At 56.8% G+C, this 24,006-nt stretch carries 40 protein-coding genes; 39 read left to right on the top strand and 1 reads right to left on the bottom strand.

What is annotated here, in order from left to right:
• The first annotated feature begins 133 nt into the window (after positions 1-133).
• The 16 genes from rpsJ to TRM7615_RS23770 all read left to right on the top strand — a co-directional run bounded on the left by rpsJ (position 134) and on the right by TRM7615_RS23770 (position 10,022).
• The gene (gene rpsJ / locus TRM7615_RS23700; RefSeq protein WP_008756422.1) at positions 134-448 is read left to right on the top strand and encodes a 30S ribosomal protein S10; all 315 of its coding nucleotides are present in this window, start codon (positions 134-136) and stop codon (positions 446-448) included.
• 18 nt (positions 449-466) lie between these two features.
• Positions 467-1,192, top strand: coding sequence for a 50S ribosomal protein L3 (gene rplC / locus TRM7615_RS23705; RefSeq protein WP_085794064.1), 726 nt, complete (start codon positions 467-469; stop codon positions 1,190-1,192).
• On the top strand, positions 1,189-1,806 hold the full coding sequence (gene rplD, locus TRM7615_RS23710) for a 50S ribosomal protein L4 (RefSeq protein ID WP_108792437.1): 618 nt from the start codon (positions 1,189-1,191) through the stop codon (positions 1,804-1,806). The genes rplC and rplD overlap by 4 nt, the downstream gene beginning before the upstream one ends.
• Positions 1,803-2,099 (top strand): 50S ribosomal protein L23, encoded by a 297-nt coding sequence (locus TRM7615_RS23715; protein ID WP_108792439.1) that lies wholly within the window; start codon positions 1,803-1,805, stop codon positions 2,097-2,099. The genes rplD and TRM7615_RS23715 overlap by 4 nt, the downstream gene beginning before the upstream one ends.
• An 86-nt stretch (positions 2,100-2,185) precedes the next feature.
• Entirely contained in the window at positions 2,186-2,686 is a 501-nt protein-coding gene (locus TRM7615_RS23720; RefSeq protein ID WP_207775266.1) for a P-loop nucleotide/nucleoside kinase family protein, read from the top strand.
• A gap of 265 nt (positions 2,687-2,951) precedes the next feature.
• Positions 2,952-3,128 carry a hypothetical protein gene (locus TRM7615_RS25670; protein WP_165821522.1) on the top strand — a complete coding sequence of 59 codons (177 nt, stop codon included), beginning with the start codon at positions 2,952-2,954 and terminating at the stop codon, positions 3,126-3,128.
• A 282-nt stretch (positions 3,129-3,410) separates the two neighbouring features.
• The gene (rplB, locus tag TRM7615_RS23725; RefSeq protein ID WP_108792443.1) at positions 3,411-4,253 is read left to right on the top strand and encodes a 50S ribosomal protein L2; all 843 of its coding nucleotides are present in this window, start codon (positions 3,411-3,413) and stop codon (positions 4,251-4,253) included.
• A 3-nt stretch (positions 4,254-4,256) separates the two neighbouring features.
• The gene (gene rpsS, locus TRM7615_RS23730; protein ID WP_005980699.1) at positions 4,257-4,535 is read left to right on the top strand and encodes a 30S ribosomal protein S19; all 279 of its coding nucleotides are present in this window, start codon (positions 4,257-4,259) and stop codon (positions 4,533-4,535) included.
• Positions 4,536-4,538: 3 nt separating this feature from the next.
• Positions 4,539-4,919, top strand: coding sequence for a 50S ribosomal protein L22 (gene rplV / locus TRM7615_RS23735; RefSeq protein ID WP_085794069.1), 381 nt, complete (start codon positions 4,539-4,541; stop codon positions 4,917-4,919).
• Complete coding sequence (gene rpsC, locus TRM7615_RS23740; RefSeq protein WP_085794070.1) at positions 4,919-5,626, top strand: 30S ribosomal protein S3; 708 nt, start codon at positions 4,919-4,921, stop codon at positions 5,624-5,626. The genes rplV and rpsC overlap by 1 nt, the downstream gene beginning before the upstream one ends.
• 14 nt (positions 5,627-5,640) lie before the next feature.
• On the top strand, positions 5,641-6,054 hold the full coding sequence (gene rplP, locus TRM7615_RS23745; protein ID WP_108792445.1) for a 50S ribosomal protein L16: 414 nt from the start codon (positions 5,641-5,643) through the stop codon (positions 6,052-6,054).
• Positions 6,055-6,245: 191 nt separating this feature from the next.
• Positions 6,246-7,229 carry an NAD(P)H-binding protein gene (locus TRM7615_RS23750; RefSeq protein WP_108792447.1) on the top strand — a complete coding sequence of 328 codons (984 nt, stop codon included), beginning with the start codon at positions 6,246-6,248 and terminating at the stop codon, positions 7,227-7,229.
• 216 nt (positions 7,230-7,445) lie between these two features.
• Positions 7,446-7,631, top strand: coding sequence for a hypothetical protein (locus TRM7615_RS23755; RefSeq protein WP_235824199.1), 186 nt, complete (start codon positions 7,446-7,448; stop codon positions 7,629-7,631).
• A gap of 111 nt (positions 7,632-7,742) precedes the next feature.
• Positions 7,743-8,363 (top strand): 2OG-Fe(II) oxygenase family protein, encoded by a 621-nt coding sequence (locus TRM7615_RS23760; RefSeq protein WP_108792451.1) that lies wholly within the window; start codon positions 7,743-7,745, stop codon positions 8,361-8,363.
• A 121-nt stretch (positions 8,364-8,484) separates the two neighbouring features.
• Positions 8,485-9,165, top strand: a complete 681-nt coding sequence (locus TRM7615_RS23765; RefSeq protein ID WP_165821523.1) for a heparin lyase I family protein — start codon at positions 8,485-8,487, stop codon at positions 9,163-9,165.
• A 245-nt stretch (positions 9,166-9,410) separates the two neighbouring features.
• Positions 9,411-10,022 (top strand): Crp/Fnr family transcriptional regulator, encoded by a 612-nt coding sequence (locus TRM7615_RS23770; RefSeq protein WP_108792494.1) that lies wholly within the window; start codon positions 9,411-9,413, stop codon positions 10,020-10,022.
• Positions 10,023-10,114: 92 nt separating this feature from the next.
• Here the strand turns inward: TRM7615_RS23770 and TRM7615_RS25675 are convergent, their stop codons facing one another.
• Positions 10,115-10,456, bottom strand: a complete 342-nt coding sequence (locus TRM7615_RS25675) for a DUF6122 family protein (protein WP_165821524.1) — start codon at positions 10,454-10,456, stop codon at positions 10,115-10,117.
• Positions 10,457-10,606: 150 nt separating this feature from the next.
• Between TRM7615_RS25675 and TRM7615_RS23780 the strand changes: the two genes are divergently transcribed.
• The 23 genes from TRM7615_RS23780 (at position 10,607) to TRM7615_RS23890 (ending at position 24,006) form a co-directional block, all read left to right on the top strand.
• Positions 10,607-10,981, top strand: a complete 375-nt coding sequence (locus TRM7615_RS23780; RefSeq protein ID WP_125133739.1) for a hypothetical protein — start codon at positions 10,607-10,609, stop codon at positions 10,979-10,981.
• 199 nt (positions 10,982-11,180) lie between these two features.
• Complete coding sequence (rpmC, locus tag TRM7615_RS23785) at positions 11,181-11,387, top strand: 50S ribosomal protein L29 (RefSeq protein WP_085794079.1); 207 nt, start codon at positions 11,181-11,183, stop codon at positions 11,385-11,387.
• A gap of 12 nt (positions 11,388-11,399) precedes the next feature.
• Positions 11,400-11,630 carry a 30S ribosomal protein S17 gene (gene rpsQ / locus TRM7615_RS23790; RefSeq protein WP_085794080.1) on the top strand — a complete coding sequence of 77 codons (231 nt, stop codon included), beginning with the start codon at positions 11,400-11,402 and terminating at the stop codon, positions 11,628-11,630.
• 86 nt (positions 11,631-11,716) lie between these two features.
• Entirely contained in the window at positions 11,717-12,085 is a 369-nt protein-coding gene (gene rplN, locus TRM7615_RS23795; protein ID WP_005621870.1) for a 50S ribosomal protein L14, read from the top strand.
• A 2-nt stretch (positions 12,086-12,087) separates the two neighbouring features.
• Entirely contained in the window at positions 12,088-12,399 is a 312-nt protein-coding gene (gene rplX / locus TRM7615_RS23800) for a 50S ribosomal protein L24 (protein WP_108792459.1), read from the top strand.
• The gene (gene rplE, locus TRM7615_RS23805; protein ID WP_085794082.1) at positions 12,392-12,952 is read left to right on the top strand and encodes a 50S ribosomal protein L5; all 561 of its coding nucleotides are present in this window, start codon (positions 12,392-12,394) and stop codon (positions 12,950-12,952) included. Before rplX ends, rplE begins: the two co-directional genes overlap by 8 nt.
• 18 nt (positions 12,953-12,970) lie before the next feature.
• A complete protein-coding gene (gene rpsN, locus TRM7615_RS23810; RefSeq protein WP_085794083.1) occupies positions 12,971-13,276 on the top strand; it encodes a 30S ribosomal protein S14 in 306 nt (101 codons plus the stop codon).
• 13 nt (positions 13,277-13,289) lie between these two features.
• A complete protein-coding gene (gene rpsH, locus TRM7615_RS23815) occupies positions 13,290-13,682 on the top strand; it encodes a 30S ribosomal protein S8 (RefSeq protein WP_085794084.1) in 393 nt (130 codons plus the stop codon).
• 11 nt (positions 13,683-13,693) lie between these two features.
• Positions 13,694-14,227, top strand: coding sequence for a 50S ribosomal protein L6 (gene rplF / locus TRM7615_RS23820; RefSeq protein ID WP_108792462.1), 534 nt, complete (start codon positions 13,694-13,696; stop codon positions 14,225-14,227).
• 11 nt (positions 14,228-14,238) lie between these two features.
• Positions 14,239-14,598, top strand: a complete 360-nt coding sequence (gene rplR, locus TRM7615_RS23825; RefSeq protein WP_058283506.1) for a 50S ribosomal protein L18 — start codon at positions 14,239-14,241, stop codon at positions 14,596-14,598.
• Between the two features lie 114 nt (positions 14,599-14,712).
• Positions 14,713-15,282, top strand: coding sequence for a 30S ribosomal protein S5 (rpsE, locus tag TRM7615_RS23830; protein WP_108792464.1), 570 nt, complete (start codon positions 14,713-14,715; stop codon positions 15,280-15,282).
• A 12-nt stretch (positions 15,283-15,294) separates the two neighbouring features.
• Positions 15,295-15,483 carry a 50S ribosomal protein L30 gene (gene rpmD / locus TRM7615_RS23835; protein ID WP_008559881.1) on the top strand — a complete coding sequence of 63 codons (189 nt, stop codon included), beginning with the start codon at positions 15,295-15,297 and terminating at the stop codon, positions 15,481-15,483.
• A gap of 141 nt (positions 15,484-15,624) precedes the next feature.
• The gene (locus TRM7615_RS23840) at positions 15,625-16,005 is read left to right on the top strand and encodes an ectoine synthase (protein WP_108792466.1); all 381 of its coding nucleotides are present in this window, start codon (positions 15,625-15,627) and stop codon (positions 16,003-16,005) included.
• Positions 16,006-16,206: 201 nt separating this feature from the next.
• On the top strand, positions 16,207-16,437 hold the full coding sequence (locus TRM7615_RS23845; protein ID WP_207775267.1) for a DUF1127 domain-containing protein: 231 nt from the start codon (positions 16,207-16,209) through the stop codon (positions 16,435-16,437).
• Between the two features lie 61 nt (positions 16,438-16,498).
• Positions 16,499-17,137 carry a 2-hydroxychromene-2-carboxylate isomerase gene (locus TRM7615_RS23850; protein WP_108792468.1) on the top strand — a complete coding sequence of 213 codons (639 nt, stop codon included), beginning with the start codon at positions 16,499-16,501 and terminating at the stop codon, positions 17,135-17,137.
• Positions 17,138-17,279: 142 nt separating this feature from the next.
• On the top strand, positions 17,280-17,753 hold the full coding sequence (gene rplO, locus TRM7615_RS23855; protein WP_108792470.1) for a 50S ribosomal protein L15: 474 nt from the start codon (positions 17,280-17,282) through the stop codon (positions 17,751-17,753).
• A gap of 108 nt (positions 17,754-17,861) precedes the next feature.
• Positions 17,862-19,226 carry a preprotein translocase subunit SecY gene (gene secY, locus TRM7615_RS23860; protein ID WP_085794091.1) on the top strand — a complete coding sequence of 455 codons (1,365 nt, stop codon included), beginning with the start codon at positions 17,862-17,864 and terminating at the stop codon, positions 19,224-19,226.
• Positions 19,223-19,801 carry an adenylate kinase gene (locus TRM7615_RS23865; RefSeq protein WP_108792472.1) on the top strand — a complete coding sequence of 193 codons (579 nt, stop codon included), beginning with the start codon at positions 19,223-19,225 and terminating at the stop codon, positions 19,799-19,801. Before secY ends, TRM7615_RS23865 begins: the two co-directional genes overlap by 4 nt.
• A 198-nt stretch (positions 19,802-19,999) precedes the next feature.
• Positions 20,000-20,368, top strand: coding sequence for a 30S ribosomal protein S13 (gene rpsM / locus TRM7615_RS23870; protein ID WP_108792474.1), 369 nt, complete (start codon positions 20,000-20,002; stop codon positions 20,366-20,368).
• Positions 20,369-20,383: 15 nt separating this feature from the next.
• Positions 20,384-20,773, top strand: coding sequence for a 30S ribosomal protein S11 (gene rpsK / locus TRM7615_RS23875; protein ID WP_085794095.1), 390 nt, complete (start codon positions 20,384-20,386; stop codon positions 20,771-20,773).
• A 118-nt stretch (positions 20,774-20,891) separates the two neighbouring features.
• On the top strand, positions 20,892-21,908 hold the full coding sequence (locus TRM7615_RS23880; RefSeq protein ID WP_108792476.1) for a DNA-directed RNA polymerase subunit alpha: 1,017 nt from the start codon (positions 20,892-20,894) through the stop codon (positions 21,906-21,908).
• A gap of 136 nt (positions 21,909-22,044) precedes the next feature.
• Complete coding sequence (gene rplQ / locus TRM7615_RS23885; RefSeq protein ID WP_108792478.1) at positions 22,045-22,464, top strand: 50S ribosomal protein L17; 420 nt, start codon at positions 22,045-22,047, stop codon at positions 22,462-22,464.
• Between the two features lie 159 nt (positions 22,465-22,623).
• On the top strand, positions 22,624-24,006 hold the full coding sequence (locus TRM7615_RS23890; protein WP_108792480.1) for a trypsin-like peptidase domain-containing protein: 1,383 nt from the start codon (positions 22,624-22,626) through the stop codon (positions 24,004-24,006).

A 24,006-nucleotide genomic window follows, 5' to 3' on the forward strand; every position in this document is an offset into this window, starting at 1 on the left:
CAGGCGTATAGCGCGCGAGTTCTAGTTAAGAACATGAAGGCGGGGTGATTCCCGCCTTTTGGGTTCGAAGAGGGGTTGCGGTGAGCGCTGTCCCTTCCTCTCAACCTCAACGCCTAAGAAAAGGCACATGCTTATGCAAAGCCAAAACATCCGTATTCGGCTGAAGGCATTTGACTATCGCGTGTTGGATGCGTCCACACAAGAGATCGTCAACACTGCCAAGCGGACCGGCGCCAACGTTCGTGGCCCGATCCCGCTGCCGAACAAGATCGAGAAATTCACTGTTCTGCGTGGCCCCCACGTTGACAAGAAATCCCGTGACCAGTTCGAGATCCGGACGCACAAGCGTCTTCTCGACATCGTTGATCCGACCCCCCAGACCGTTGACGCGCTGATGAAGCTCGACCTCGCCGCTGGTGTGGACGTCGAGATCAAGCTGCAGTCGTAAGATCGGAGGGTATTGATTATGCGCTCTGGTATTATCGCAAAGAAAGTGGGCATGACCCGCGTGTTCAAAGAAGACGGCAAGCAGATCCCTGTGACCGTTCTTCAGCTGGACGCCCTGCAGGTTGTGGCTCAGCGTACGGCTGACAAAGACGGCTACACCGCCGTTCAGCTGGGCGCAGGCACCCCGAAAGTTAAGCGCGTGTCGAAAGCTATGCGCGGTCACTTCGCAGGCGCGAAGGTTGAGCCCAAGCGCAAGCTGGTCGAATTCCGCGTGTCCGAAGACGCGCTGATCGAAGTTGGCGCCGAAATCTCGGCCGAGCACTTCCTGGAAGGTCAGAAGGTTGACGTTTCGGGCACCTCGATCGGTAAAGGTTTCGCCGGTGCGATGAAGCGTTGGAACTTTGGTGGTCTGCGCGCCTCGCACGGTGTTTCGATCTCGCACCGATCGCACGGTTCGACCGGTCAGTGTCAGGATCCGGGCAAGGTCTTCAAAGGCAAGAAGATGGCCGGTCACATGGGTGCTGCCCGTGTCACCACCCAGAACCTGGAAGTCGTCAAAACCGACGCCGACCGTGGTCTGGTCTTCATCAAGGGTGCCGTTCCCGGTTCCAAAGGTGGCTGGGTCACCGTCAAGGACGCCGTGAAGAAGAAAGCCCCCGAAGGTCTGCCGTTCCCGGCAGCTGTTAAAGCGGCCGCAACTGAAGCACCTGCTGAAGAAGCACCCGCGGAAGGTGGTGAAGCATGAAACTTGACGTGATCAAACTGGATGGCGGCAAAGCAGGCGACATCGAACTGTCGGAAGACCTGTTCGGCCTCGAGCCCCGCGCGGACATCCTGCACCGTGTGGTCCGCTGGCAGCGCAACAACGCGCAGGCCGGTACCCACAAGGTCAAGACCCGTTCGGAAACCTCCTACTCGACCAAGAAGATCTATCGCCAGAAGGGCACCGGTGGCGCACGCCACGGCGACCGCAACGCGCCGATCTTCCGCAAGGGTGGTATCTACAAGGGTCCGACCCCGCGTTCGCACGGCCACGACCTGCCCAAGAAGTTCCGCAAGCTGGGTCTGCGTCACGCGCTGTCCGCCAAGGCGAAAGCTGGCGAGCTGGTCGTGATCGAAGATGCGGCTGCTGAAGGCAAGACTGCCGCTCTGGCCAAACAGGTTGCAAACCTGGGCTGGAAACGCGCTCTGGTCATCGACGGTGCTTCGGTCAACGAAGGGTTCCTGAAAGCGGCCAAGAACATCGAAGGTCTGGATATCCTGCCGACGATGGGCGCAAACGTCTATGACATCCTCAAGCGTGACACCCTGGTGATCACCAAGTCGGGTGTCGAAGCACTGGAGGCTCGACTGAAATGAGCGCGAAGGCAGAACACTACGACGTGATCCGCAAGCCGGTCATCACCGAGAAGGCAACCATGGCGTCCGAGAACGGCGCGGTTGTGTTCGAAGTGTCGATCGACAGCAACAAACCTCAGATCAAAGAGGCCGTTGAGGCCCTGTTTGGTGTGAAGGTCAAAGCGGTCAACACCACCATCACCAAAGGTAAAGTCAAGCGTTTCCGCGGCCAACTGGGCAAGCGTAAAGACGTGAAGAAAGCCTATGTGATGCTGGAAGAAGGCAACACCATCGACGTGTCGACAGGTCTGTGATCTGACGTCCAACATTGGATTGTGATCTTGGGGCCTCCGCATCATGCGGGGGCCCTTTTCATTTGTTTGCATAGGAGTTCATGGCCATGTCATCCGCCAAACCAATGCTGCATATGATCTGCGGCAAAATTGCCTCGGGCAAGTCTACCTTGGCTCAACAGATTGTGGTGGAATGCGGTGCATTGCGTATTTCCGAGGATGAATGGCTGGCCAAATTGTTTGGCGATCAAATGTCCTCAATAGCCGACTTCGCACGATGCTCGGAAAAGCTTAGGGATGCGATGGGGCCTCATGTTCTGGATCTTTTAGGTGCGGGTGTCTCGGTCGTACTGGATTTTCAGGCTAACACCGTGAGCAGTCGCCAGTGGTTGCGCAGCCTCATTGATTGCAGCGGTGTTGATCATGTTTTGCACGTTCTGGACGTGCCGGATGCCGTTTGCAAAGCTAGACTGGACAGACGCAATGCATCTGGCTCGCATGAGTTCATAGTCTCTGAAAGCCAATTTGATCAGATTGCGGCATACTTCGTGCCGCCTGCTGAAGATGAAAGATTTAACACTGTCACCCATCGGGGTGGAAGTCTTTGATGCGCCAAGCGCGGAATCAAGGCCTCAGGCCGCCGCGCCAGCGCCGTCCCTTCCCCATGGGGCGGTGCTTTGGTGAAGTCTCGCGCAACACTTTGGTTGGATGCGTTTTGCACCATAAAAAGGCACGAAAATCTGGATGAGCGCCACCCCGCGGGACGGCGCTGGTACGGCTTGATGCATTGATTGAGTCTCCTTCTGAGGTGTTCGGGTCAAGATCGTCGAACGGTCATTGTGTAAATCGCTCTTGGTGGCTAGGCTTCGACTTATGAAACATGTCCCCAAAGAAACGACAGATGACGCGCTTATTCAGGAATACCTGAACAAGGGTGGTAAAGTGAGTGTTGGCAAAACCAAGCCTGCGAACCCCGAATTGGGGCTTAGCAAGAACGTTTGGAACAACAAGCTGACCAAAGAAGAAAAGGCTGCGCGCGACAAGAAGTGATCGCGCGATCTTTGTGTTGATACGGATTGTTGCCCGGCGTGGATGCCGGCAGTGGGAATCTGTGATCTCGCTATAGACACCTACTATGTTCTCTGGTACCTCGCACCAATCGTGCAGCCTCGGATTCGTTCCGGGGCTTCTGATATTTGAATCGGGGACCTTCGGGGCCCTATATCCTGGGCACCTCAGTAGCGGGTTTATCCGCGCGAAAGGGGGCCTTTAACATAGCGGGTCCAAAGACAAGAACCTAAGGACACGCACGCTAAACGGAAGACAGAAAGCATGGCACTCAAGTCGTATAAGCCGACGACGCCGGGCCAGCGCGGGCTGGTGCTGATCGACCGTTCGGAGCTCTGGAAAGGACGCCCCGTCAAAGCCCTCACCGAGGGTCTGACGAAATCGGGCGGCCGGAACAACACCGGACGGATTACATCGCGACGCCGCGGTGGTGGGGCAAAGCGCCTCTACCGGATCGTTGACTTCAAACGCAACAAATTTGATGTGGCAGCAACCGTTGAACGGATCGAATACGACCCGAACCGGACTGCATTCATCGCACTGGTCAAATACGAAGACGGCGAGCAGGCATACATCCTGGCTCCGCAGCGTCTGGCTGTTGGTGATCAGGTTGTCGCCTCGGCAAAGGCCGACATCAAGCCGGGTAACGCAATGCCGTTCTCGGGCATGCCGATCGGTACCATCGTTCACAACATCGAAATGAAGCCCGGCAAAGGCGGTCAGATTGCCCGCGCAGCTGGTACTTATGCTCAGTTCGTTGGTCGTGACGGCGGTTACGCTCAGATCCGCCTGAGCTCGGGCGAACTGCGTCTGGTGCGTCAGGAATGCATGGCCACCGTTGGTGCTGTGTCGAACCCCGACAACTCGAACCAGAACTACGGTAAAGCCGGTCGTATGCGCCACAAAGGCATCCGCCCGTCGGTTCGTGGTGTGGTTATGAACCCGATCGACCACCCCCACGGTGGTGGTGAAGGCCGGACCTCGGGTGGTCGTCACCCGGTGACGCCTTGGGGCAAGCCGACCAAGGGTGCACGCACCCGCAACAAGAACAAAGCGTCCAGCAAGCTGATCATCCGCTCGCGGCACGCCAAGAAGAAGGGGCGTTAATCTATGTCTCGCTCTGTTTGGAAAGGCCCTTTTGTTGACGCTTACGTTCTCAAAAAGGCAGAAGCTGCTCGTGAATCGGGCCGTAACGAAGTGATCAAGATCTGGTCGCGTCGTTCCACCATCCTGCCCCAGTTCGTGGGCCTGACATTTGGTGTGTACAACGGTCAGAAGCACATTCCCGTCAACGTCTCGGAAGACATGATTGGTCAGAAGTTCGGTGAATACTCGCCGACCCGCACCTATTATGGCCACGCCGCTGACAAAAAAGCGAAGCGGAAGTAAGTCATGGGCAAGGCAAAGAACCCCCGCCGCGTGGCAGACAACGAAGCAATGGCGAAAACTCGCATGCTTCGCACCAGCCCGCAGAAACTGAACCTGGTTGCAGCGATGATCCGCGGCAAGAAGGTTGATCGCGCTCTGACCGATCTGACCTTCTCGAACAAGCGTATCGCAGCAGACGTGAAGAAATGCCTTCAGTCCGCAATCGCCAACGCCGAGAACAACCACAACCTGGACGTCGATGAACTGATCGTCGCCGAGGCGTATGTGGGTAAAAACCTGACCATGAAGCGCGGTCGCCCGCGGGCACGTGGCCGGTTCGGCAAGATCATCAAGCCGTTCTCGGAACTCACCATCAAGGTGCGTCAAGTTGAGGAGCAAGCCTAATGGGTAACAAAGTAAATCCGATCGGCATGCGCCTCCAGGTCAACCGCACCTGGGACAGCCGCTGGTACGCAGACACCAAAGACTATGGTGACCTGCTGCTCGAGGACCTGAAAATCCGCGAGTTCATCAAGGATGAGTGCAAGCAAGCTGGTATTGCTCGTGTGATCATCGAACGTCCGCACAAAAAGTGCCGCGTTACGATCCACACAGCACGCCCTGGCGTCATCATCGGCAAGAAAGGTGCAGACATCGAAACTCTGCGCAAAAAGATTGCCACGATGACCGACAGCGAGCTGCACCTCAACATCGTTGAGGTTCGTAAGCCCGAGCTGGACGCACAGTTGGTTGGCGAGTCGATCGCTCAGCAGCTGGAACGTCGTGTATCCTTCCGCCGCGCCATGAAGCGTGCGGTTCAGAACGCCATGCGCATGGGCGCCCTGGGTATCCGGGTGAACGTGGCTGGTCGTCTGGGCGGCGCCGAAATCGCACGGACCGAATGGTACCGCGAAGGTCGTGTGCCTCTGCACACTCTGCGTGCCGACATCGATTACGCACATGTGGAAGCTACCACTCCCTACGGGATCATCGGGATCAAGACCTGGATCTTCAAAGGCGAGATCATGGAGCATGACCCGCAGGCGCGTGACCGTAAAGCACAGGAACTCCAGGATGGCCCTGCACCTCGCGGTGCTGGCGGTCGTCGCTAAGGGAGGCTTGAGAAATGCTTCAACCAAAGCGTACTAAATTCCGCAAAATGCACAAAGGCCGGATCAAAGGCCTCGCAAAAGGCGGTTCTGATCTGAACTTCGGCACCTATGGTCTGAAGGCTCTGCAGCCTGAGCGCGTCACCGCGCGCCAGATCGAAGCTGCACGTCGTGCCATGACGCGTCACATGAAACGTCAAGGCCGCGTTTGGATCCGTATCTTCCCCGACACTCCGGTCACCTCGAAGCCGACCGAAGTTCGTATGGGTAAAGGTAAGGGTTCTGTTGATTTCTGGGCAGCCAAGGTCAAGCCTGGCCGCGTGATGTTCGAAATCGACGGCGTCAACGACGACATCGCACGCGAGGCCCTGCGCCTGGCCGCGATGAAGCTGCCGATCAAGACCCGTATCGTGGTTCGCGAAGACTGGTAAGCCAGTCGATATCGCAAGACATTGAGGCCCTGCCGAGGTTATCGGCGGGGCCTTTTTTGTTTGTCTGCTGTTTCGTGCGGATCATTTGTCGCTTGCGGTCAATTCCAATAAGTGAAGCACAGTATTTTCGCCATCAACACTGCAATGGCCCGGCTGCCGTATTGGCGACCGGGTAACGAAAAGGAATCCACATGTCCAAGCAAACCGTCCTCGTCACTTCGGCAACCGGGCGCATCGGGCGCGAATTGGTGGCGCACCTTGCCAACAATGAACAGTTTAACGTGCGGGCCTGCTATTTCAGCGAGGCAAAGGCAGAACAGCTCTTGGCCTTGGGTGCCGACGAGGTGGTCAAATTCGACCTTTCGGATGAGAGCACTTGGGCCGCTGCGCTGGATGGCGTTTGTGCTGTCTACTCCGCGTCGTTGGACCCGATGCTCGAAGGGCATCTGGCGTTTTGCAAGGAGTTGGGGCGTCGCAAGGATGCGATGAAACATGTGGTCCGTATCAGCTGCATGGGCGCTGATACCAACACCGCGTCGTATGACGTGGATACCCATGCCTCGCGCGCGGGTGCGGCGATACCGCTGATGCTGCAGCACTATTGGTGGGGCGAAAAGGCACTGATCGACGAGGGGCTGACGGTTACTGCGCTGCGCAACAATTTCTTCATGAACCACCTGCTCAAGACCGACTGCGATCAAATCCGGAACGAGGGGTGGTTCAGCAACCCGCTGGGCAACACGCGCAACTCGTTCGTGGCGACACGGGACATTGCTGCGGCCGCTGCCGTGGTGCTCAGCGAAGGTCCCGAACGGCATGGCAACAAATTCTATGACATTACCGGACCGGCACCGCAGTCGATGGCCGAAATCGCAAACGATTTGGGTCGCGCAATGGGACAAGACATCGAATATCGCCCACAGTCGATGGAGGATTTTGAGGCTGACTTCGGTAGCACCCGTGCCGAGTTCTTTGAGTACTTGACCAATGGCTTCTATACCCGTTGCAGCCCGGACTTCTACAACCTGACAGGGACCAAACCGACGTCCTACTATGACTATCTCACGACCAAAGGGGTGAGTGGTGAGACCGGCTTGGAAGAACTTTGGCAGGGCAATCTGTGGAAAAAGGGCGAGGACGCGATGAAGGATGCGGTTGCGGCTGCTACTGAGTGAATCAAGGCCTTTGCGTAAGCGGAATGTGAAAGACGTTTCGGCATTCAGTTGCCAAAACGCTCAGCTCCAAGCTTGATGCCGCCGACTAAAATTCGCGGGTTTGAATGTGGGATTCGACTTCTGGCTGAAGTTCTGCAAATCTGGTTCCGAGGAATGCCTCCTTGCCTAGAGACCCATCTTCTGGGAACCATTATTCGAACGAGAGGACAATTGAAGATGAAACTGAAATTTGCTGCCCTTGGTCTGGTTGCTGCCACACTGGTCGCCTGCGCACAGCAGGAAGAACCGGTTCCGGTCACATTTGCACCGTCCTATGACAAGCTTGGCAACGCCAGCTGCCCTGAAGGGTATACACTGGCCACCACGACCGACGGTACCGCTGTCTGCTCGCCTCTTTCCTGAGCATGAAACCAACGGGGTGGCCCAAATGGCCACCCCAATTTGTTTCGATCATGGCAAGGTTATCTCTTGATGAAACCTCGCGCTTGCTACCCGACTGGGGTATGAGGGCGCATGCCCAAGATTGAATCGCTTTTTGTCACCCGCTTGTACCACGCCGCGCTGTCGGAATTCGCCCCTAAGGTAGATTCCGCGGAACTCGAGGCGTCCTGTTATTCCATCGCCGAAGATGACGAGGCAGGGCAGGAGTGGTGTGAAGAGAACGGCTATCCCGGTTACACGTCTTATGCGTCGTTGACCGATTTGGGCTGGCGCTTTCCGATCTTTGCTGACGTGATCAAGTCGCTAGATAAACATATTCAGGCCTTTGCCAAGGATCTGGAATTCGACCTGGATGATCGCGAACTCAAGCTGGAAGACATTTGGATCAACATCCTGCCCGAGGGCGGCATGCATGCCAGCCATATCCACCCGCATTCTGTGATTTCGGGCACCACCTATGTGTCGATGCCGGAAGGGGCCAGTGCACTCAAGCTGGAGGATCCCCGTTCAGGCCGAATGATGGCTGCGCCGACTCGGCTCAAGAATGGCAGTAGAGAGCTCCAGCCATTCATCTATGTGAAGCCTAAAGTTGGTGACGTCTTGTTGTGGGAAAGCTGGCTGCGCCATGAAGTTCCGATGAACATGGCAGATGACGAAAGAATTTCGGTCAGCTTTAACTATACTTGGTCATAGAAAGCACCAAAATGGTTGCACTGGCTCACGAGTCTGGAGGCTCTGGATGTTTGGTAAGCTCAGGTGTTCGAATGGTCGGTGTGCCAAGCTAGCAAGCCTGGTCCTTCTTGCGAATTGTCTGATGGTGCAAATTGTTTGCGCAGACACTTACTATGGGCTCGACTTCGAGGGTGCTGAGCTTGCATCAGAAGGTGTTCAGGACAACGGAAAGTTTTACCGCCTCAGAACCGGTGGGGGTGGCCAGGACGGCAAGTTCTCCAGCGGGGGACGTGGCAGCGCATTGTTGCTTGAAACTGGGCCAACTCCTGCCGGAGCCAATTATGACCGAACCGAGTTGCAGATCTATTCTGGGATCACTTGGGAACGGCCTTGGCATGTAGGTTTTGATCTCTTCCTTCCCAGGAACGCGAAAATCAGCGACGACTGGCAGTTGTTGTTGCAATGCCCGCAACATGGGGTGGCAACATCACCGCCGATTTCGTTGAACTTGTACCCAGAGAGCACGCTTACTCTGGTGTCTCGCACCGAAAGCGACACTTACGAACCGCTTGGCAGCGTCGCTTTGCCAAGGGGGCGTTGGGTCTCGGTCGTCATGGGGTTTCGCATGGGGGCAAATGGATATGCGCGCCTATGGATAGATGGAAAAAAGGTGGTGAGCGTTTCATCCGCGTTGGGGTGGAAGCAAGGCAAGCAGCAATGCACTTTGAAAACCGGGATCTATAGAGGTCGAACAGATAATGGGTTCTCACTGAAACTGGACAACATTGCCTTGGGTGATCACTACAAAGACGTTGCGCGCTAGGTTGATCTGGATCGAAAACGCGCAGGACGTGATCTAGCCTTGGCGATCAGATGCCCAAAAGAGCTGTGTGCAATGCACGAACGTAACCTTGCGGCAATTTGTGGGGTAGTACCGTAAGTTGCGTTTTTCGGGTATACCTTTGGGTATTTCGCCAAAGAACGGAGGGTTCGGGCCTGACACTGGACACCAATTTCATCACCGAAGGTTGGGCTGGGCATCTGTCCTACCTGTTGTTGGTTTTGTCCATGCTGATGCGCCAGATGCTCTGGCTGAGGATATTCGTTGTTGCTTCGGCCTTGGCGGGCATTGCGTTTGACCACTTTTGGCTGGGCAATCCCGTTGGTGTATTCTGGCAGTCTCTTCTGGTGCTGGTGAATGTCGGAGAGCTGTTCCTGCTGTGGCGCAACGATCGCCGTGCGAGTTTCTCGGCAGAGGAAGACCGTTTCAGAACCGAGTTGCTTGCAGGACTTTCGCCAGGCCAGGCGCGCCGCTTTCTGGACCTTGGTCGCTGGGAAACGCTGCCCGAAGGAACCATCCTGACGGTGGAAGGGCGCACACCGGAATTCCTGACATTTGTAGAACGAGGCGATGTACTGATCGAAACAAACGACCGTTTGGTGCGGACCGTCTCGGGTGGCCATTTCATTGGCGAGATGTCTCTGATGGGAGATGGTCGCGCGACGGCTTCTGCAAAGGCGCAAACCGCTTTGCGGACGTGGCGGATAGAGCGTCCAAAGCTTGAGCGTCTGCGCGATGCCAATCATTCTTTGATGTCCGCAATCGAAAGCGCAATTGCACGGGACATGCGGGCCAAGCTGATGTTTCAAACCACCCAAACCCGGGAACCAAACGCCTGATGCAGACTTTGCTGCGCTAGGTCTGGAATTTCCCAGAAGTTCTTGGGGAACGACGCTTCCACCCATGTTCAGCGCACCCAGGCGCTGCGATGTCAGAGGGTTGCGGTGCCTTGCATCCAACAATCAAGGCTGTCGGTCGCCAGATGCCACAAGCAGCCAAGCGCAAAGGCGCGCAGCTTCCACGAAGGCACAAGCAGAAGTAATCCATAGGCAAGGGCGGCACCGCCAGAGTGCAAGGGATGAAACCCGATGCTGCATCGGTTGGGGTCAAATATCGGCGTCGCCAGCAGGTGATCGGCATCAATGGTGTTTGCCGCGATCATCAGCAGGGCCGCTGTAAGCCATCTTTCACGCCCAAACAGGACCCGCGCTAAGGCAAAGGGCATCACAAAGTGAAAGCCGTAGTGAACCAAGAATGCAAAGGTGCCGCTCATTTCGGTCTCCGGTCGGCTGAAACCTGGCTTTCATTGATGGAAACAGGGGTAATTTCAAGTTTGTTTTTCTATGCTTATTCGGTTGCCAATCACAGCGAAATGGCTAACGTTTGCTGCTACGATTATTGACTTGATTGATTGTGCCAAAACATGATGCAGGCCGGTTTCCAGCCTCTCACGCTGAATGAAAATGAACAGATTGTCTTTTCCGAACAAGCCCGCGTCCTTCCGACACTGACCGACCTCATTGCAGTTGCCGTCTTTGCGCCAACTTTGATGTTGGTACCTTGGTTGATCGTGCATCGTTTGTTTCGGCGCACCGTCTATCTGATCACGACACAGCGCGTTCTGATCGACGAGTCGGATGGTGTGGCCGCAGAGATGGCACTTGATGAGATCGTCAAGTTTCGCGGCACTCGTAAGTCTCTTTTGATCGTGGGCGCCAAACGCCGCCTCTGGGTGGCGCGCTGCCATGACGCCTGGCGGTTCGAGACGATTGTTGAACGCGTGATCAAGTGTGTTTGATCCTTGCAGCTTGGCCCAACGAACAAAGGGTGTCGGGCGCGAAACTTTCCCTTGCCCCCACACCCAACCTCCCCTATGTAGCGGCATCTTGCACGTCCCCCGGCTGAGTCGGGGGATTCGCATTTGTTGTATTCATCCACCAGGTCCAAGGTGACCCGTTTACGGGGCCTTCTGGTGTTTTGAGAAAAGGAAAAAGGCGATGAACGCCCAAGAACTTCGTGACAAGACTCCGGACCAGCTCCGCGAGGAACTCGCAAACCTGAAGAAAGAGAGCTTTAACCTGCGCTTTCAACAGGCAACCGGTCAGCTGGAAAGCACTGCAGGCATCAAGGCGGCTCGCCGCAACGCTGCCCGCGTGAAGACCATCCTGAACGAAAAAGCTGCTGCCGCAGCTTCTGCAGAATAAGGAGCCTGAAGTATGCCCAAACGTATCCTGCAAGGCACCGTGACCTCGGACGCCAACGCCCAGACCGTAACTGTCTCGGTTGAGCGTCGTTTCACGCACCCCGTTCTGAAGAAAACCATCCGTAAGTCCAAGAAGTACCGGGCTCACGATGAAAAGAACGCTTTCAAGGTCGGCGACTCTGTACGCATCATCGAATGCGCGCCGAAATCGAAAACGAAACGTTGGGAAGTTCTGGAAGCTTAAATCTTAAGCTTCCCGGACGACTCGACAGAGTCGAAACCCTGGGGACCAGGCCACGCATCGGCCCCCCATAGGTCGGGAGAAACCACATGATCCAGATGCAAACAAACCTGGATGTTGCTGACAACTCCGGCGCTCGCCGAGTTCAGTGCATCAAGGTTCTGGGTGGCTCCAAGCGTAAGTACGCATCCGTAGGCGACATCATCGTCGTCTCGGTCAAGGAAGCCATCCCGCGCGGTCGCGTTAAGAAAGGTGATGTCCGTAAGGCCGTCGTCGTTCGCACCGCCAAAGAAGTACGTCGCGAAGACGGCACCGCGATCCGTTTTGATCGCAACGCTGCTGTCATCCTGAACAACAACAACGAGCCGGTCGGTACACGTATCTTTGGCCCGGTTGTTCGTGAGCTGCGCGCGAAAAACTTCATGAAAATCATCTCGCTTGCTCCGGAGGTGCTGTAACAATGGCTGCTAAACTCCGCAAAGGCGACAAGGTCGTCGTGCTGGCTGGCAAGGACAAGGGCAAGGAAGGCACTATTTCTTCCGTTGACCCCAAAGCCGGTAAAGCTGTTGTTGAAGGTATCAACATCGCGATCCGTCACACGCGCCAGACCCAGAACAGCCAGGGTGGCCGCCTGCCTCAGGCGAACCCCATTGAGCTGTCGAACCTGGCACTGCTGGACGCAAACGGCAAAGCAACCCGCGTTGGCTTCCGCATGGAAGGTGACAAGAAGGTTCGCTTCGCCAAGACCACAGGGGACGTGATCGATGCTTGATAACGCAACCTACACCCCGCGTCTGAAAACTCAGTACGTTGAAACCATCCGTGCCGCTCTGAAAGAAGAGTTCGGCTACAAGAACGACATGCAGCTGCCCAAGCTGGAAAAAATCGTTCTGAACATCGGTTGTGGTGCTGAAGCTGTCAAAGACTCGAAGAAAGCCAAATCGGCTGTCGAGGATCTGACCGCAATCGCAGGTCAAAAAGCTGTGTCCACCAAGGCAAAGAAATCGATCGCGGGCTTCCGTGTTCGTGAAGATATGCCTCTGGGTGCCAAGGTGACCCTGCGCGGTGACCGGATGTACGAATTCCTGGACCGCCTGATCACCATCGCGATGCCGCGTATCCGTGACTTCCGCGGTGTGAAACCTTCTTTCGACGGTCGTGGCAACTTTGCCATGGGCATGAAGGAGCACATCGTGTTCCCCGAGATCGATTTCGACAAAGTCGATGAGACCTGGGGCATGGACATCGTAATCACCACCACAGCGAACACCGACGCTGAAGGCAAGGCACTGTTGAAAGCTTTCAACATGCCGTTCAACGCGTAAGCGCCGGAGGGAAAAGACATGGCTAAAAAAGCAATGATCGAACGCGAGAAAAAGCGCGAGCGCCTGGTGGCAAAATACGCTGCCAAACGTGCCGAGCTCAAAGAGATCGCGAATGACGAAAGCAAGCCGATGGAAGAGCGTTTCAAAGCGCGTCTGAAACTGGCGAAACTGCCGCGCAACAGCTCGGCTACTCGTCTGCACAACCGCTGCCAGCTGACCGGCCGTCCTCACGCTTACTACCGTAAGCTGAAGATCAGCCGTATTGCGCTGCGCGAGCTGGGCTCTGCTGGTCAGATCCCCGGCATGGTGAAATCGAGCTGGTAAGGGAGACATAGATATGAACGATCCTATCGGCGATATGCTCACCCGTATCCGTAACTCTCAGATGCGCGGCAAATCCACCGTCATGACTCCGGCTTCGAAGCTGCGGGCATGGGTTCTGGATGTGCTGGCTGACGAAGGTTACATCCGCGGTTATGAAGCAACCACTGGTGCCGACGGCCACCCGGCCATCGAAATCAGCCTGAAGTACTACGAAGGCACTCCTGTCATTCGCGAACTGAAGCGGGTCTCGAAGCCCGGTCGTCGCGTGTACATGGGCGTCAATGACATCCCGTCGGTCCGTCAGGGCCTGGGCGTGTCGATTGTCAGCACTCCGAAAGGCGTGATGTCGGATGCAAACGCTCGCTCCAACAATGTTGGTGGCGAAGTGCTCTGCACCGTCTTCTAAGGAGGTCTGCAATGTCTCGTATTGGTAAGAAACCGGTCGAACTGCCCAGCGGTGTAACCGCGTCGGTGTCCGGCCAAACCATCGAAGTCAAAGGCCCGAAGGGGACCCGCAGCTTCTCGGCAACTGACGACGTGACTCTGAGCGTCGAAGACAACGTTGTCAAAATCGACCCGCGCGGCTCGTCCAAGCGTGCCCGCCAGCAGTGGGGCATGTCCCGCACCATGGTTGCCAACCTGGTAACCGGCGTGACCTCCGGCTTCAAAAAAGAGCTGGAGATCCAGGGTGTTGGTTACCGGGCTCAGATGCAGGGCAACACCCTGAAGCTGAACCTGGGCTTGTCGCACGACGTTGACTACACCGCCCCCGAAGGCGTGACCATCACGGCGCCTAAGCAAACCGAGATTGTTGTCGAAGGTATCGACGAACAGGCGGTTGGCCAGGTTGCTGCTGAAATCCGCGCATGGCGTAAGCCCGAGCCCTACAAAGGCAAAGGTATCCGCTACAAGGGCGAGTTCATCTTCCGTAAGGAAGGCAAGAAGAAGTAAGGACCAGACAGATGGCAAACAGCAAACGGACCCTGTTCCTCAAGCGCCGCCTGCGCGTCCGGAACAAACTGCGCAAAGTGAACGCCGGACGTCCGCGTCTGTCCGTTCACCGTTCGAACAAGAACATCAGCGTCCAGCTGATCGACGATGTTCGTGGCGTGACTCTGGCTTCGGCCTCGACCCTGGAAAAAGATCTGGGCGTCGTTGGCAAGAACAACGTCGAAGCAGCTACCAAGGTGGGCGCGGCTATTGCCGAGCGTGCCAAGAAAGCTGGCGTTGAAGAAGCTTATTTTGATCGCGGCGGCTTCCTGTTCCACGGCAAGGTGAAGGCTCTGGCCGACGCTGCCCGTGAAGGTGGTCTCAAGATCTAAACAGTGTGGGCGGTGTTCGCACCGCCCCGATGATCCGGGGGTTCCGGTCCTGATCGGGACCCACCAGGATTGGACAGATAGGCGCCAGACGCCTTTATGAAAGGAATGCCACTCATGGCAGAACGTGAAAACCGCCGGGGCAACCGTCGCGACCGCGAGGAAGCACCGGAATTTGCAGATCGCCTGGTTGCGATCAACCGTGTGTCGAAAACCGTAAAAGGTGGTAAGCGCTTTGGCTTCGCCGCTCTGGTGGTTGTCGGCGATCAGAAAGGCCGTGTTGGCTTTGGCAAAGGTAAAGCGAAAGAGGTCCCCGAGGCCATTCGCAAAGCCACCGAGCAAGCCAAGCGTCAGATGGTCCGCGTGCCTCTGCGCGAAGGCCGCACCCTGCACCACGACATCGAAGGTCGTCACGGCGCAGGCAAGGTCGTGATGCGGACCGCTCCGGAAGGTACTGGTATCATCGCCGGTGGTCCGATGCGTGCTGTGTTCGAAATGCTGGGCGTGAAAGACGTGGTTTCCAAGTCGATCGGCTCGCAGAACCCGTACAACATGATCCGCGCCACCATCGACGGGCTGAAAAAAGAAGCCAGCCCCCGTTCGGTTGCACAGCGTCGTGGCAAAAAGGTTGCTGATATCCTGCCCAAGCGGGACGAAGCACCGGCTGCCGCCGAAGCTGAAGCGTAAGGAGAGCGATCCATGGCAAAAACCATCGTCGTCAAGCAGATCGGTTCCCCGATCCGCCGCCCCGCCGACCAGCGCGCTACTCTGGTTGGTTTGGGTCTGAACAAGATGCACAAAACCCGTGAACTCGAAGATACTCCTTCGGTCCGCGGCATGGTCAACAAGATCCCGCATCTGGTTGAGATCATCGAAGAGCGCGACTAAGCTTTTCGATAATCAGAATTAGGAAAACGCCCTCGGGGAACCGGGGGCGTTTTTCTTTTGGTCGGTGCGAAATTCAGTTGCCGGGGGATGTCGTCTGCGAAACAGTGCGCGAGCTGGCGTTTTGACAGATGGGAGAGAAAGATGATCGTCAAAGACTTGGCTTCCGTAATTGGAACGGATGATCACATGGTGGGCTACAACCTGGAAAGTCGGCGCATTCTGCTGGCGCGGGATGGGTTGGGCTATTCCTTGCACGACACCGTGGTTGAAGGCGGGAATGAGTTGCATCTGCATTACAAGAACCACATCGAATCCAATTACGTGATCGAGGGCGAGGGGACGGTTGAAAACGTCGCCACCGGAGAGGTTCACAATCTGAGCGTCGGCTCGATCTATGTTCTGGATAAGAACGACGCGCATATCCTGCGAACCAGGACAAAGATGCGCTTTGTTTGCGTTTTCACGCCTGCTCTGAGTGGCGAAGAGCGTCACGATGAGAACGGCAGCTACGATCCGTCTTGATGTAAGACCTCAGAACGCATCCTAAGAACCGCCTCCGACTTTCGGGGGCGTTTTTCGTTCAGGGTTGCTTTGACTGCATAGCGGGCAGACCAGACTGTGCGTTGTCCTAAGGGCAAGCAGGTCATACCTGCGGTTTGTCTTTCAAAGAACAGAAACAAACTCACCGGGCAATCAGGCCCGGTCCGTATGAGGAATTGAACTATGGCACACGTTGCAACCCACGAAGGTTTTGGTCACTCGCTGGCAACCCGTATCCGCGCGGCATTTGAAAGCATGAAGCAAGCGCGTGTTCTGCGCGGTGAATACAGCCGCACCGTGAACGAGCTGTCCGGCCTGACCGATCGCGAACTGCACGATTTCGGCTTCAGCCGCTACGAAATCCACAACATCGCCAATCGCCACGTTTATGGCGACCAGTTCCGCCACCTTTGATCGTCAAGGATGGGCTGGTTTTCCTTTGCTGCCGAGGTGAGTTGTCCCTAGTCTCACCGGCATGACAACGATCGAATACTACTACTCGGCCCATTCAGCCTTTGCCTATCTCGGATCTCGGCGCTTGTACGAGATCTGCGGGCAGCACTCTATCACCTTGGTCCACAAGCCGATCAATCTGTCGCCGGTGGTCGAAGCTCAGGGCTCTCTGCCGTTTCGTGACCGGACGCAGGCCCATGTCGATTACTTCTTTGGACGCGAAATTGAACGTTGGGCGGAGTACCGGGATGTCCCGGTGATCAAATACCGCCCGACGTATCACGACGCGGACTACAGCTTGGCATCGGGCATGATTGCGGCGCTTGGTTCGTCGGGCCCAGACTTAGATGCATTTGCTCATGCCATTCTCGAGGCGCATTGGCGGGATGATGCGGATTTGTCGGATCAGGCGACACTGATTGCAATCGCGCAGCACTGCGGTCTTGACGGATCAGCGTTGGCCGAGCAGGGCACTGGGCCAGAAGCGCAGGCCAAAGTTGCGTCAAATTCCGAAGATGCGCGTGGGCTCAGTGTTTTTGGTTCGCCAACCTATGTTGTGGATGGCGACCCGTTCTATGGGCAGGATCGGTTGGAATTGATCGAACGAGCTGTACAGCGTCCGTTTGGGGCCACATGTTGGGTCAATCCGCCGGTTAACTGACACGTTGGCCGAAAGGCTTGATCTGCGCTGACAGGCCCGCTATACGCGCCCGGTGGCGCACTGCGCCGCGAGAATCAAAATCAAAAAATGCCGTGGTTGGCCCACTCGCTTCGAGGGTCACATCCGGCTTAGGAGAAGCGAAATGAAACTGCACGAGTTGAGCGATAACGCCGGCGCAACCAAAAAACGCACCCGCGTAGGCCGTGGTGTTGGTTCCGGCAAAGGTAAGACCGGTGGCCGTGGTATCAAAGGTCAGAAATCCCGTTCGGGTGTGGCCATCAATGGCTACGAAGGCGGCCAGATGCCTTTGTACCAGCGTCTGCCCAAGCGTGGCTTCAACAAGCCGAACCGTAAGGAATTCGCCGTTGTAAACCTGGGCCTGATCCAGAAGTTCGTCGACGCCAAGAAACTGGACGGTGCAGCAGCCATCACCGAAGACGCGCTGATCGCGTCCGGCCTGGTTCGCCGCAAACTGGACGGCATCCGCGTTCTGGCAAAAGGCGAAGTGACCGCTGCCCTGAACATCGAAGTGACCGGCGCATCGAAAGCTGCTGTTGAAGCAGTCGAAAAAGCGGGCGGTTCACTTAAGGTCACAAAAGCTGCTGCGGCAGAGTAAGCGCTTGTGAGCGGCGCTTAAGCCGCTTACATAGTCGCATGAGTTTTCCATGACGCCGCCCGAGCCGGAGAACGGTTCTGGGCGGTGTTTTCATAAGAGAGACCGATAATGGTATCAGCAGCAGAACAAATGGCGGCCAACACAAGCTGGTCCGCCCTTGGCAAAGCCACCGATCTGCGCAACCGCATCCTGTTCACCCTGGGTTTGTTGATCGTCTACCGCCTGGGCACCTTTATTCCGGTGCCGGGAATCGACGGCGTCGCCCTGCGGGAGTTCATGGAGCAGGCGGGGCAAGGCATCGGCGGTATGGTTTCGATGTTCACCGGGGGCGCGCTAGGGCGCATGGGCATCTTTGCCCTTGGCATCATGCCCTATATCTCGGCATCAATCATCGTCCAGCTGCTGACGGCCATGGTTCCTCAACTTGAGCAACTCAAGAAAGAGGGCGAACAGGGTCGCAAGAAGATCAACCAATACACCCGTTTCGGCACCGTGGCCCTGGCCACTGTTCAGGCCTACGGTCTGGCTGTGTCGCTGGAATCGGGGGATCTGGCCACTGACCCCGGTCTCTATTTCCGCTTCTCGACCATGATCACGCTGGTTGGCGGCACCATGTTCCTGATGTGGCTGGGTGAACAGATCACCGCTCGCGGCATCGGCAACGGTATCTCGCTGATCATCTTTGTGGGCATCATTGCCGAAGTTCCCGCCGCGCTGGCACAGTTCCTGGCTTCGGGTCGCTCGGGCGCGCTTAGCCCTGCCGTGATCATCGCCGTGATCCTGATGGTCATCGTCACCATCACTTTCGTCGTGTTCATGGAACGCGCCCTGCGTAAGATCCACATCCAATACCCGCGCCGTCAGGTCGGCATGAAGGTATATGACGGAGGCTCGAGCCACCTGCCGGTAAAGGTCAACCCCGCAGGCGTGATCCCGGCGATCTTTGCCAGCTCGCTGCTGTTGCTGCCGGTGACGATCTCGACCTTCTCGGCCGGCGCTGCCAATGGTCCGATCATGTCGTGGTTGCTGGCCAACTTTGGTCCAGGTCAGCCGCTCTATCTTCTGTTCTTCGTCTCGATGATCGTGTTCTTTGCATATTTCTATACGTTCAATGTCTCGTTCAAACCGGATGATGTGGCAGACAACCTGAAGAACCAGAACGGCTTTGTTCCCGGTATTCGTCCGGGCAAGAACACCGCCAAATACCTGGAGTATGTGGTCAACCGTGTGCTGGTTCTGGGTTCGGCCTATCTGGCGCTGGTCTGTGTCCTGCCAGAAATCCTGCGGGGCCAGTTTGCAATTCCGTTCTATTTCGGTGGTACCTCGGTGCTGATTATCGTCTCTGTCACGATGGACACGATTCAGCAGGTACAAAGTCACTTGCTTGCGCACCAATACGAAGGGCTCATTGAAAAGTCCCAACTGCGTGGCAAAGGTAAGAAACGCGGCAGGAAGGGACCCGCTCGTCGATGAACATCATTCTTTTGGGCCCGCCGGGTGCGGGCAAAGGCACTCAGGCGGGACACTTGGTTGCGTCCCGCGGCATGGTTCAGCTGAGCACGGGCGATATGCTGCGCGAAGCAAAAAGCAGCGGCACCGAAATGGGCAAGCGCGTTGCCGAGGTCATGGACAAGGGCGAGCTGGTCACAGACGAGATCGTCATCGGCTTGATCCGAGAAAAGCTGGAGCAGGGTGCCGAGGGTGGGTTCATCTTTGACGGTTTCCCCCGGACGTTGGCCCAAGCCGATGCCTTGGGTGAGCTGCTGGCCGAAAAGGGCGAAAAACTCGACACCGTGATCGAGATGAAGGTGGATGATGAAACGCTGGTAAAGCGCATCGTCAACCGCGCGGCCGAGGCCGTGGCTGCAGGCAAGGAAGCCCGCGCTGACGACAACGAGGAAAGCGTGCGCATCCGCCTGATGGAATACTACAAGAAAACTGCACCGCTGATCGGGTATTACCACGCCAAAGGTCTGCTTTCGGACGTTGATGGCCTGGGTTCGATCGAAGCGGTACAAGGTGAGATCGGCGCCATTCTGGATGCCTGATTGCATATGGGCTTGACCCTGTCGGGAAAAGCCCATATCGACCCCTATCCCTCTGGGAATCAACCGCGCGCGCGGGATTCGTTTCGTGCGCAAAGACTACCTCATATAATGCTGGACCCTCTGGCGACACTGCCAAGGTAAAGCGTTGTGAAAAAAGGTTCTGGAGTTACGGAACCGCAACGAAAAGGAAAGTGACACGTGGCACGTATTGCCGGCGTAAACATCCCGACTGCAAAGCGGGTACCTATCGCCCTCACATATATCACCGGTATCGGTAACACTTCGGCGCAGGCGATCTGCGAAGCCGTTGGCATTGAAGCGACCCGTCGCGTTAATGAACTGTCGGATGCCGAAGTTCTGAAAATCCGCGAGCACATCGACGAAAACTATACCGTCGAAGGTGACCTGCGTCGTGAGACTCAGATGAACATCAAGCGTCTGATGGACCTGGGCTGCTACCGCGGTCTGCGCCATCGTCGTAACCTGCCCGTTCGCGGACAGCGTACCCACACCAACGCTCGTACCCGCAAAGGCCCTGCAAAGGCCATTGCTGGTAAGAAGAAATAAGGGAGGGTTTGATCAATGGCACGCGATAAGACTCGTACCAAGAAAAAAGAGCGTAAGAATATCGCTTCGGGCGTAGCCCACGTGAATTCGTCGTTCAACAACACCAAGATCCTGATCTCGGACGTACAAGGCAACGCCATCTCGTGGTCGTCGGCTGGTACCATGGGTTTCAAAGGGTCGCGGAAATCGACCCCCTACGCTGCTCAGATGGCTGCTGAAGATGCAGGCAAAAAAGCACAGGATCACGGCGTCAAAACGCTGGAAGTCGAAGTTCAGGGTCCCGGTTCGGGTCGTGAATCGGCTCTGCGCGCACTGGCTGCTGTGGGCTTCAACATCACGTCGATCCGCGACGTGACGCCGATTGCTCACAACGGTTGCCGTCCGCCGAAGCGCCGCCGCGTTTAAGCGACACAAAAATTGCGCTGGGGCTGTGTCAGAAGACACGGCCCCAGTCCGTCATTTTAAAACCTCGGGCGTCTGCACCTTTCCGGACATGGGGCGCAGACAGGAATGGAGGGACAACATGATCCACAAGAACTGGGCTGAACTGATCAAGCCGACCCAGCTGGACGTGAAGCCGGGCAATGACCCTGCACGTCAAGCAACGGTTGTGGCCGAGCCGCTCGAGCGTGGCTTTGGTCTGACTCTGGGCAATGCCCTGCGTCGCATCCTGATGAGCTCGCTGCAAGGTGCCGCGATCACCAGCGTACAGATCGACAACGTTCTGCACGAGTTTTCCAGCGTGGCCGGTGTGCGTGAAGACGTCACGGACATCATTCTGAACCTCAAGCAGGTGTCGCTGCGCATGGAAGTCGAAGGGCCGAAACGCCTGTCGATCAATGCCAAAGGACCCGCGGTTGTGACTGCAGGCGACATCAGCGAAAGCGCTGGTATCGAGATCCTGAACCGCGATCACGTGATCTGTCACCTGGATGATGGCGCCGACCTGTTCATGGAACTGACCGTGAACACTGGCAAGGGTTATGTTTCGGCTGACAAGAACAAGCCGGAAGATGCGCCAATCGGCCTGATTCCGATCGATGCGATCTACTCGCCGGTCAAGAAGGTGTCGTATGACGTTCAGCCGACCCGTGAAGGTCAGGTTCTGGACTATGACAAGCTGACCATGAAGATTGACACCGATGGTTCGATCACTCCGGACGACGCCGTGGCCTTTGCTGCGCGCATTCTGCAGGATCAGCTGTCGATCTTTGTCAACTTCGACGAGCCGGAATCGGCAGGCCGCCAGGACGAAGACGACGGTCTGGAATTCAACCCGCTGCTGCTCAAGAAAGTGGACGAGCTGGAACTGTCGGTCCGTTCGGCAAACTGCCTGAAGAACGACAACATCGTCTACATTGGCGATCTGATCCAGAAGACCGAAGCCGAGATGCTGCGCACCCCGAACTTTGGTCGCAAGTCGCTGAACGAGATCAAAGAAGTGCTCTCGGGCATGGGCCTGCACCTTGGCATGGACGTCGAGGATTGGCCGCCGGACAACATCGAAGATCTGGCGAAGAAGTTCGAAGACAACTTCTAAGGATTTGGAGGGGGCCCTGGCCCCCTTCGACGATGCCCGGGCTGCCGGGGACAACATGGGCAAACCCGCCCCAAGGTGAATGGCTGACACGCATCGGCCATCGGACAAAGCAAAAGCTAGACGAAGGAACTACAAAATGCGTCACGCACGTGGATATCGCCGCCTGAACCGTACTCATGAGCACCGCAAGGCGCTCTTTGCGAACATGGCCGGCTCGCTGATCGAGCACGAGCAGATCAAAACCACTTTGCCCAAGGCAAAGGAACTGCGCCCGATCATCGAAAAACTGATCACCCTGGGCAAACGCGGTGACCTGCACGCACGTCGTCAGGCCGCAGCACGCCTGAAAGAAGACCAGTACGTCGCCAAACTGTTTGACGTTCTGGGCCCCCGCTACAAGGACCGTCAGGGCGGTTACGTCCGTGTCCTGAAAGCAGGCTTCCGCTATGGTGACATGGCTCCGATGGCAATCATCGAATTCGTCGACCGCGACGTCGATGCCAAAGGCGCAGCCGACAAGGCCCGCGTCGCTGCCGAAGAGACCGCCGAAGACTAAACGCATCCGGCATTGGCCGAATTGCGAACCCCCGCTCAATTGAGCGGGGGTTTTTCTTTTGCCGATTGTCAGCAGAGGGGGCCGGGCAGTATTGCCGGTTGCATTGCGTCGGGCGGGGCCGCATATCATCCCATGATACCTAGGCCCACCGGAGGAAAAATGACCCGCATCGTTATCGTTTTGTTGGCCTTACTCGTGGCGCCCATGAGCTTGGCTCAAACCAAGGTGCCAACCACGCAGTCCGAAATCTCGATGGGATTTGCGCCAGTGGTCAAACGCGCGGCCCCTGCGGTGGTCAACATCTATGCCAAGATCATCACCAGCGGTCAGCCCAACCCGTTCTTTTCCGATCCGTTCTTTCAGGATTTCTTTGGGGGCTTTGGCGCGCCGCAACAGCGGGTCCAGAACTCTCTGGGGTCTGGGGTGATCTTGAGCGAGGATGGCTACGTCGTGTCGAATTATCACGTCGTTGGCATGGCGTCTGAAATTCAGGTGATCACGACGGACCGACGCGAGTTTTCGGCGACGGTTGTTCTAGGCGATGAAGAAAGCGACATCGCCATTCTTCGGCTGGATGAGGCCAAAGACCTCCAAGCGCTCTCGTTGCGGGATTCCGATCAGGTTGAAGTGGGCGAACTGGTGCTGGCGATCGGTAATCCCTTTGGTGTTGGTCAAACGGTCAGCAGCGGGATCGTGTCCGGTCTGGCGCGGTCTGGTGCTGCGACCGGAAAGGCGCGGGGATACTTCCTGCAGACAGATGCACCGATCAACCCCGGCAACTCGGGTGGGGCGCTGATTGATGTGAACGGTGATCTGATCGGCATCAATACGTCTATCCTCAGCCGCTCTGGGGGCTCCAACGGGATCGGTTTTGCCATTCCGGCCAATCTGGTCCGCGAGTTCCTGCGCCAGGCGCGTGAGGGCAACGAGTATTTTGTACGTCCCTGGGCCGGTATTGCCGGGCAACCGATGAACGCGGACATCGCCGAGTCGTTGGGATTGGCACTGCCCGAAGGTGTTGTGATCTCAGACATGCATACGGTCAGCCCGCTGGCACAGGCCGGTTTCAGCGTCGGGGATGTGGTGACTCATGTGGATGGTGAACCGGTGAACTCTCCATCCGAGATGATGTTTCGCATGTCGGTGACGGGGATTGGTGGTGTCTCGACCATGACCCGCCTGCGTGATGGCGAGCGTGTTGAGGTGAGCGTCGCGATGATCGAAGCACCGGATGAACCGCCCGCCGAAGACATCAAGCTGGACGACCAGACTGTTCTGCCAGGCCTTGTTGTGGCCCGGGCCAATCCGGCGGTCATCGCGTATTTGGGGCTACCGTTGTCGGCAAAAGGTGTGGTTGTGGTTGACCCCGGTCCCTATGGCGCCCGCGCCGGTCTGCAACATGGGGACATCGTCGACGGGATCAACGGCGAGGCGATGGAGACAACCGAAGATATCCGTCAGGCGCTGACCGAAACGGGGCGGTGGGTGCGGCTGGATTTGCAACGGCGCGGTCAGAAACTGTCCCTGCGGTTCCGCCAGTGA

The organism is Falsiruegeria mediterranea M17, from assembly GCF_900302455.1.
GTDB lineage: Bacteria > Pseudomonadota > Alphaproteobacteria > Rhodobacterales > Rhodobacteraceae > Falsiruegeria > Falsiruegeria mediterranea.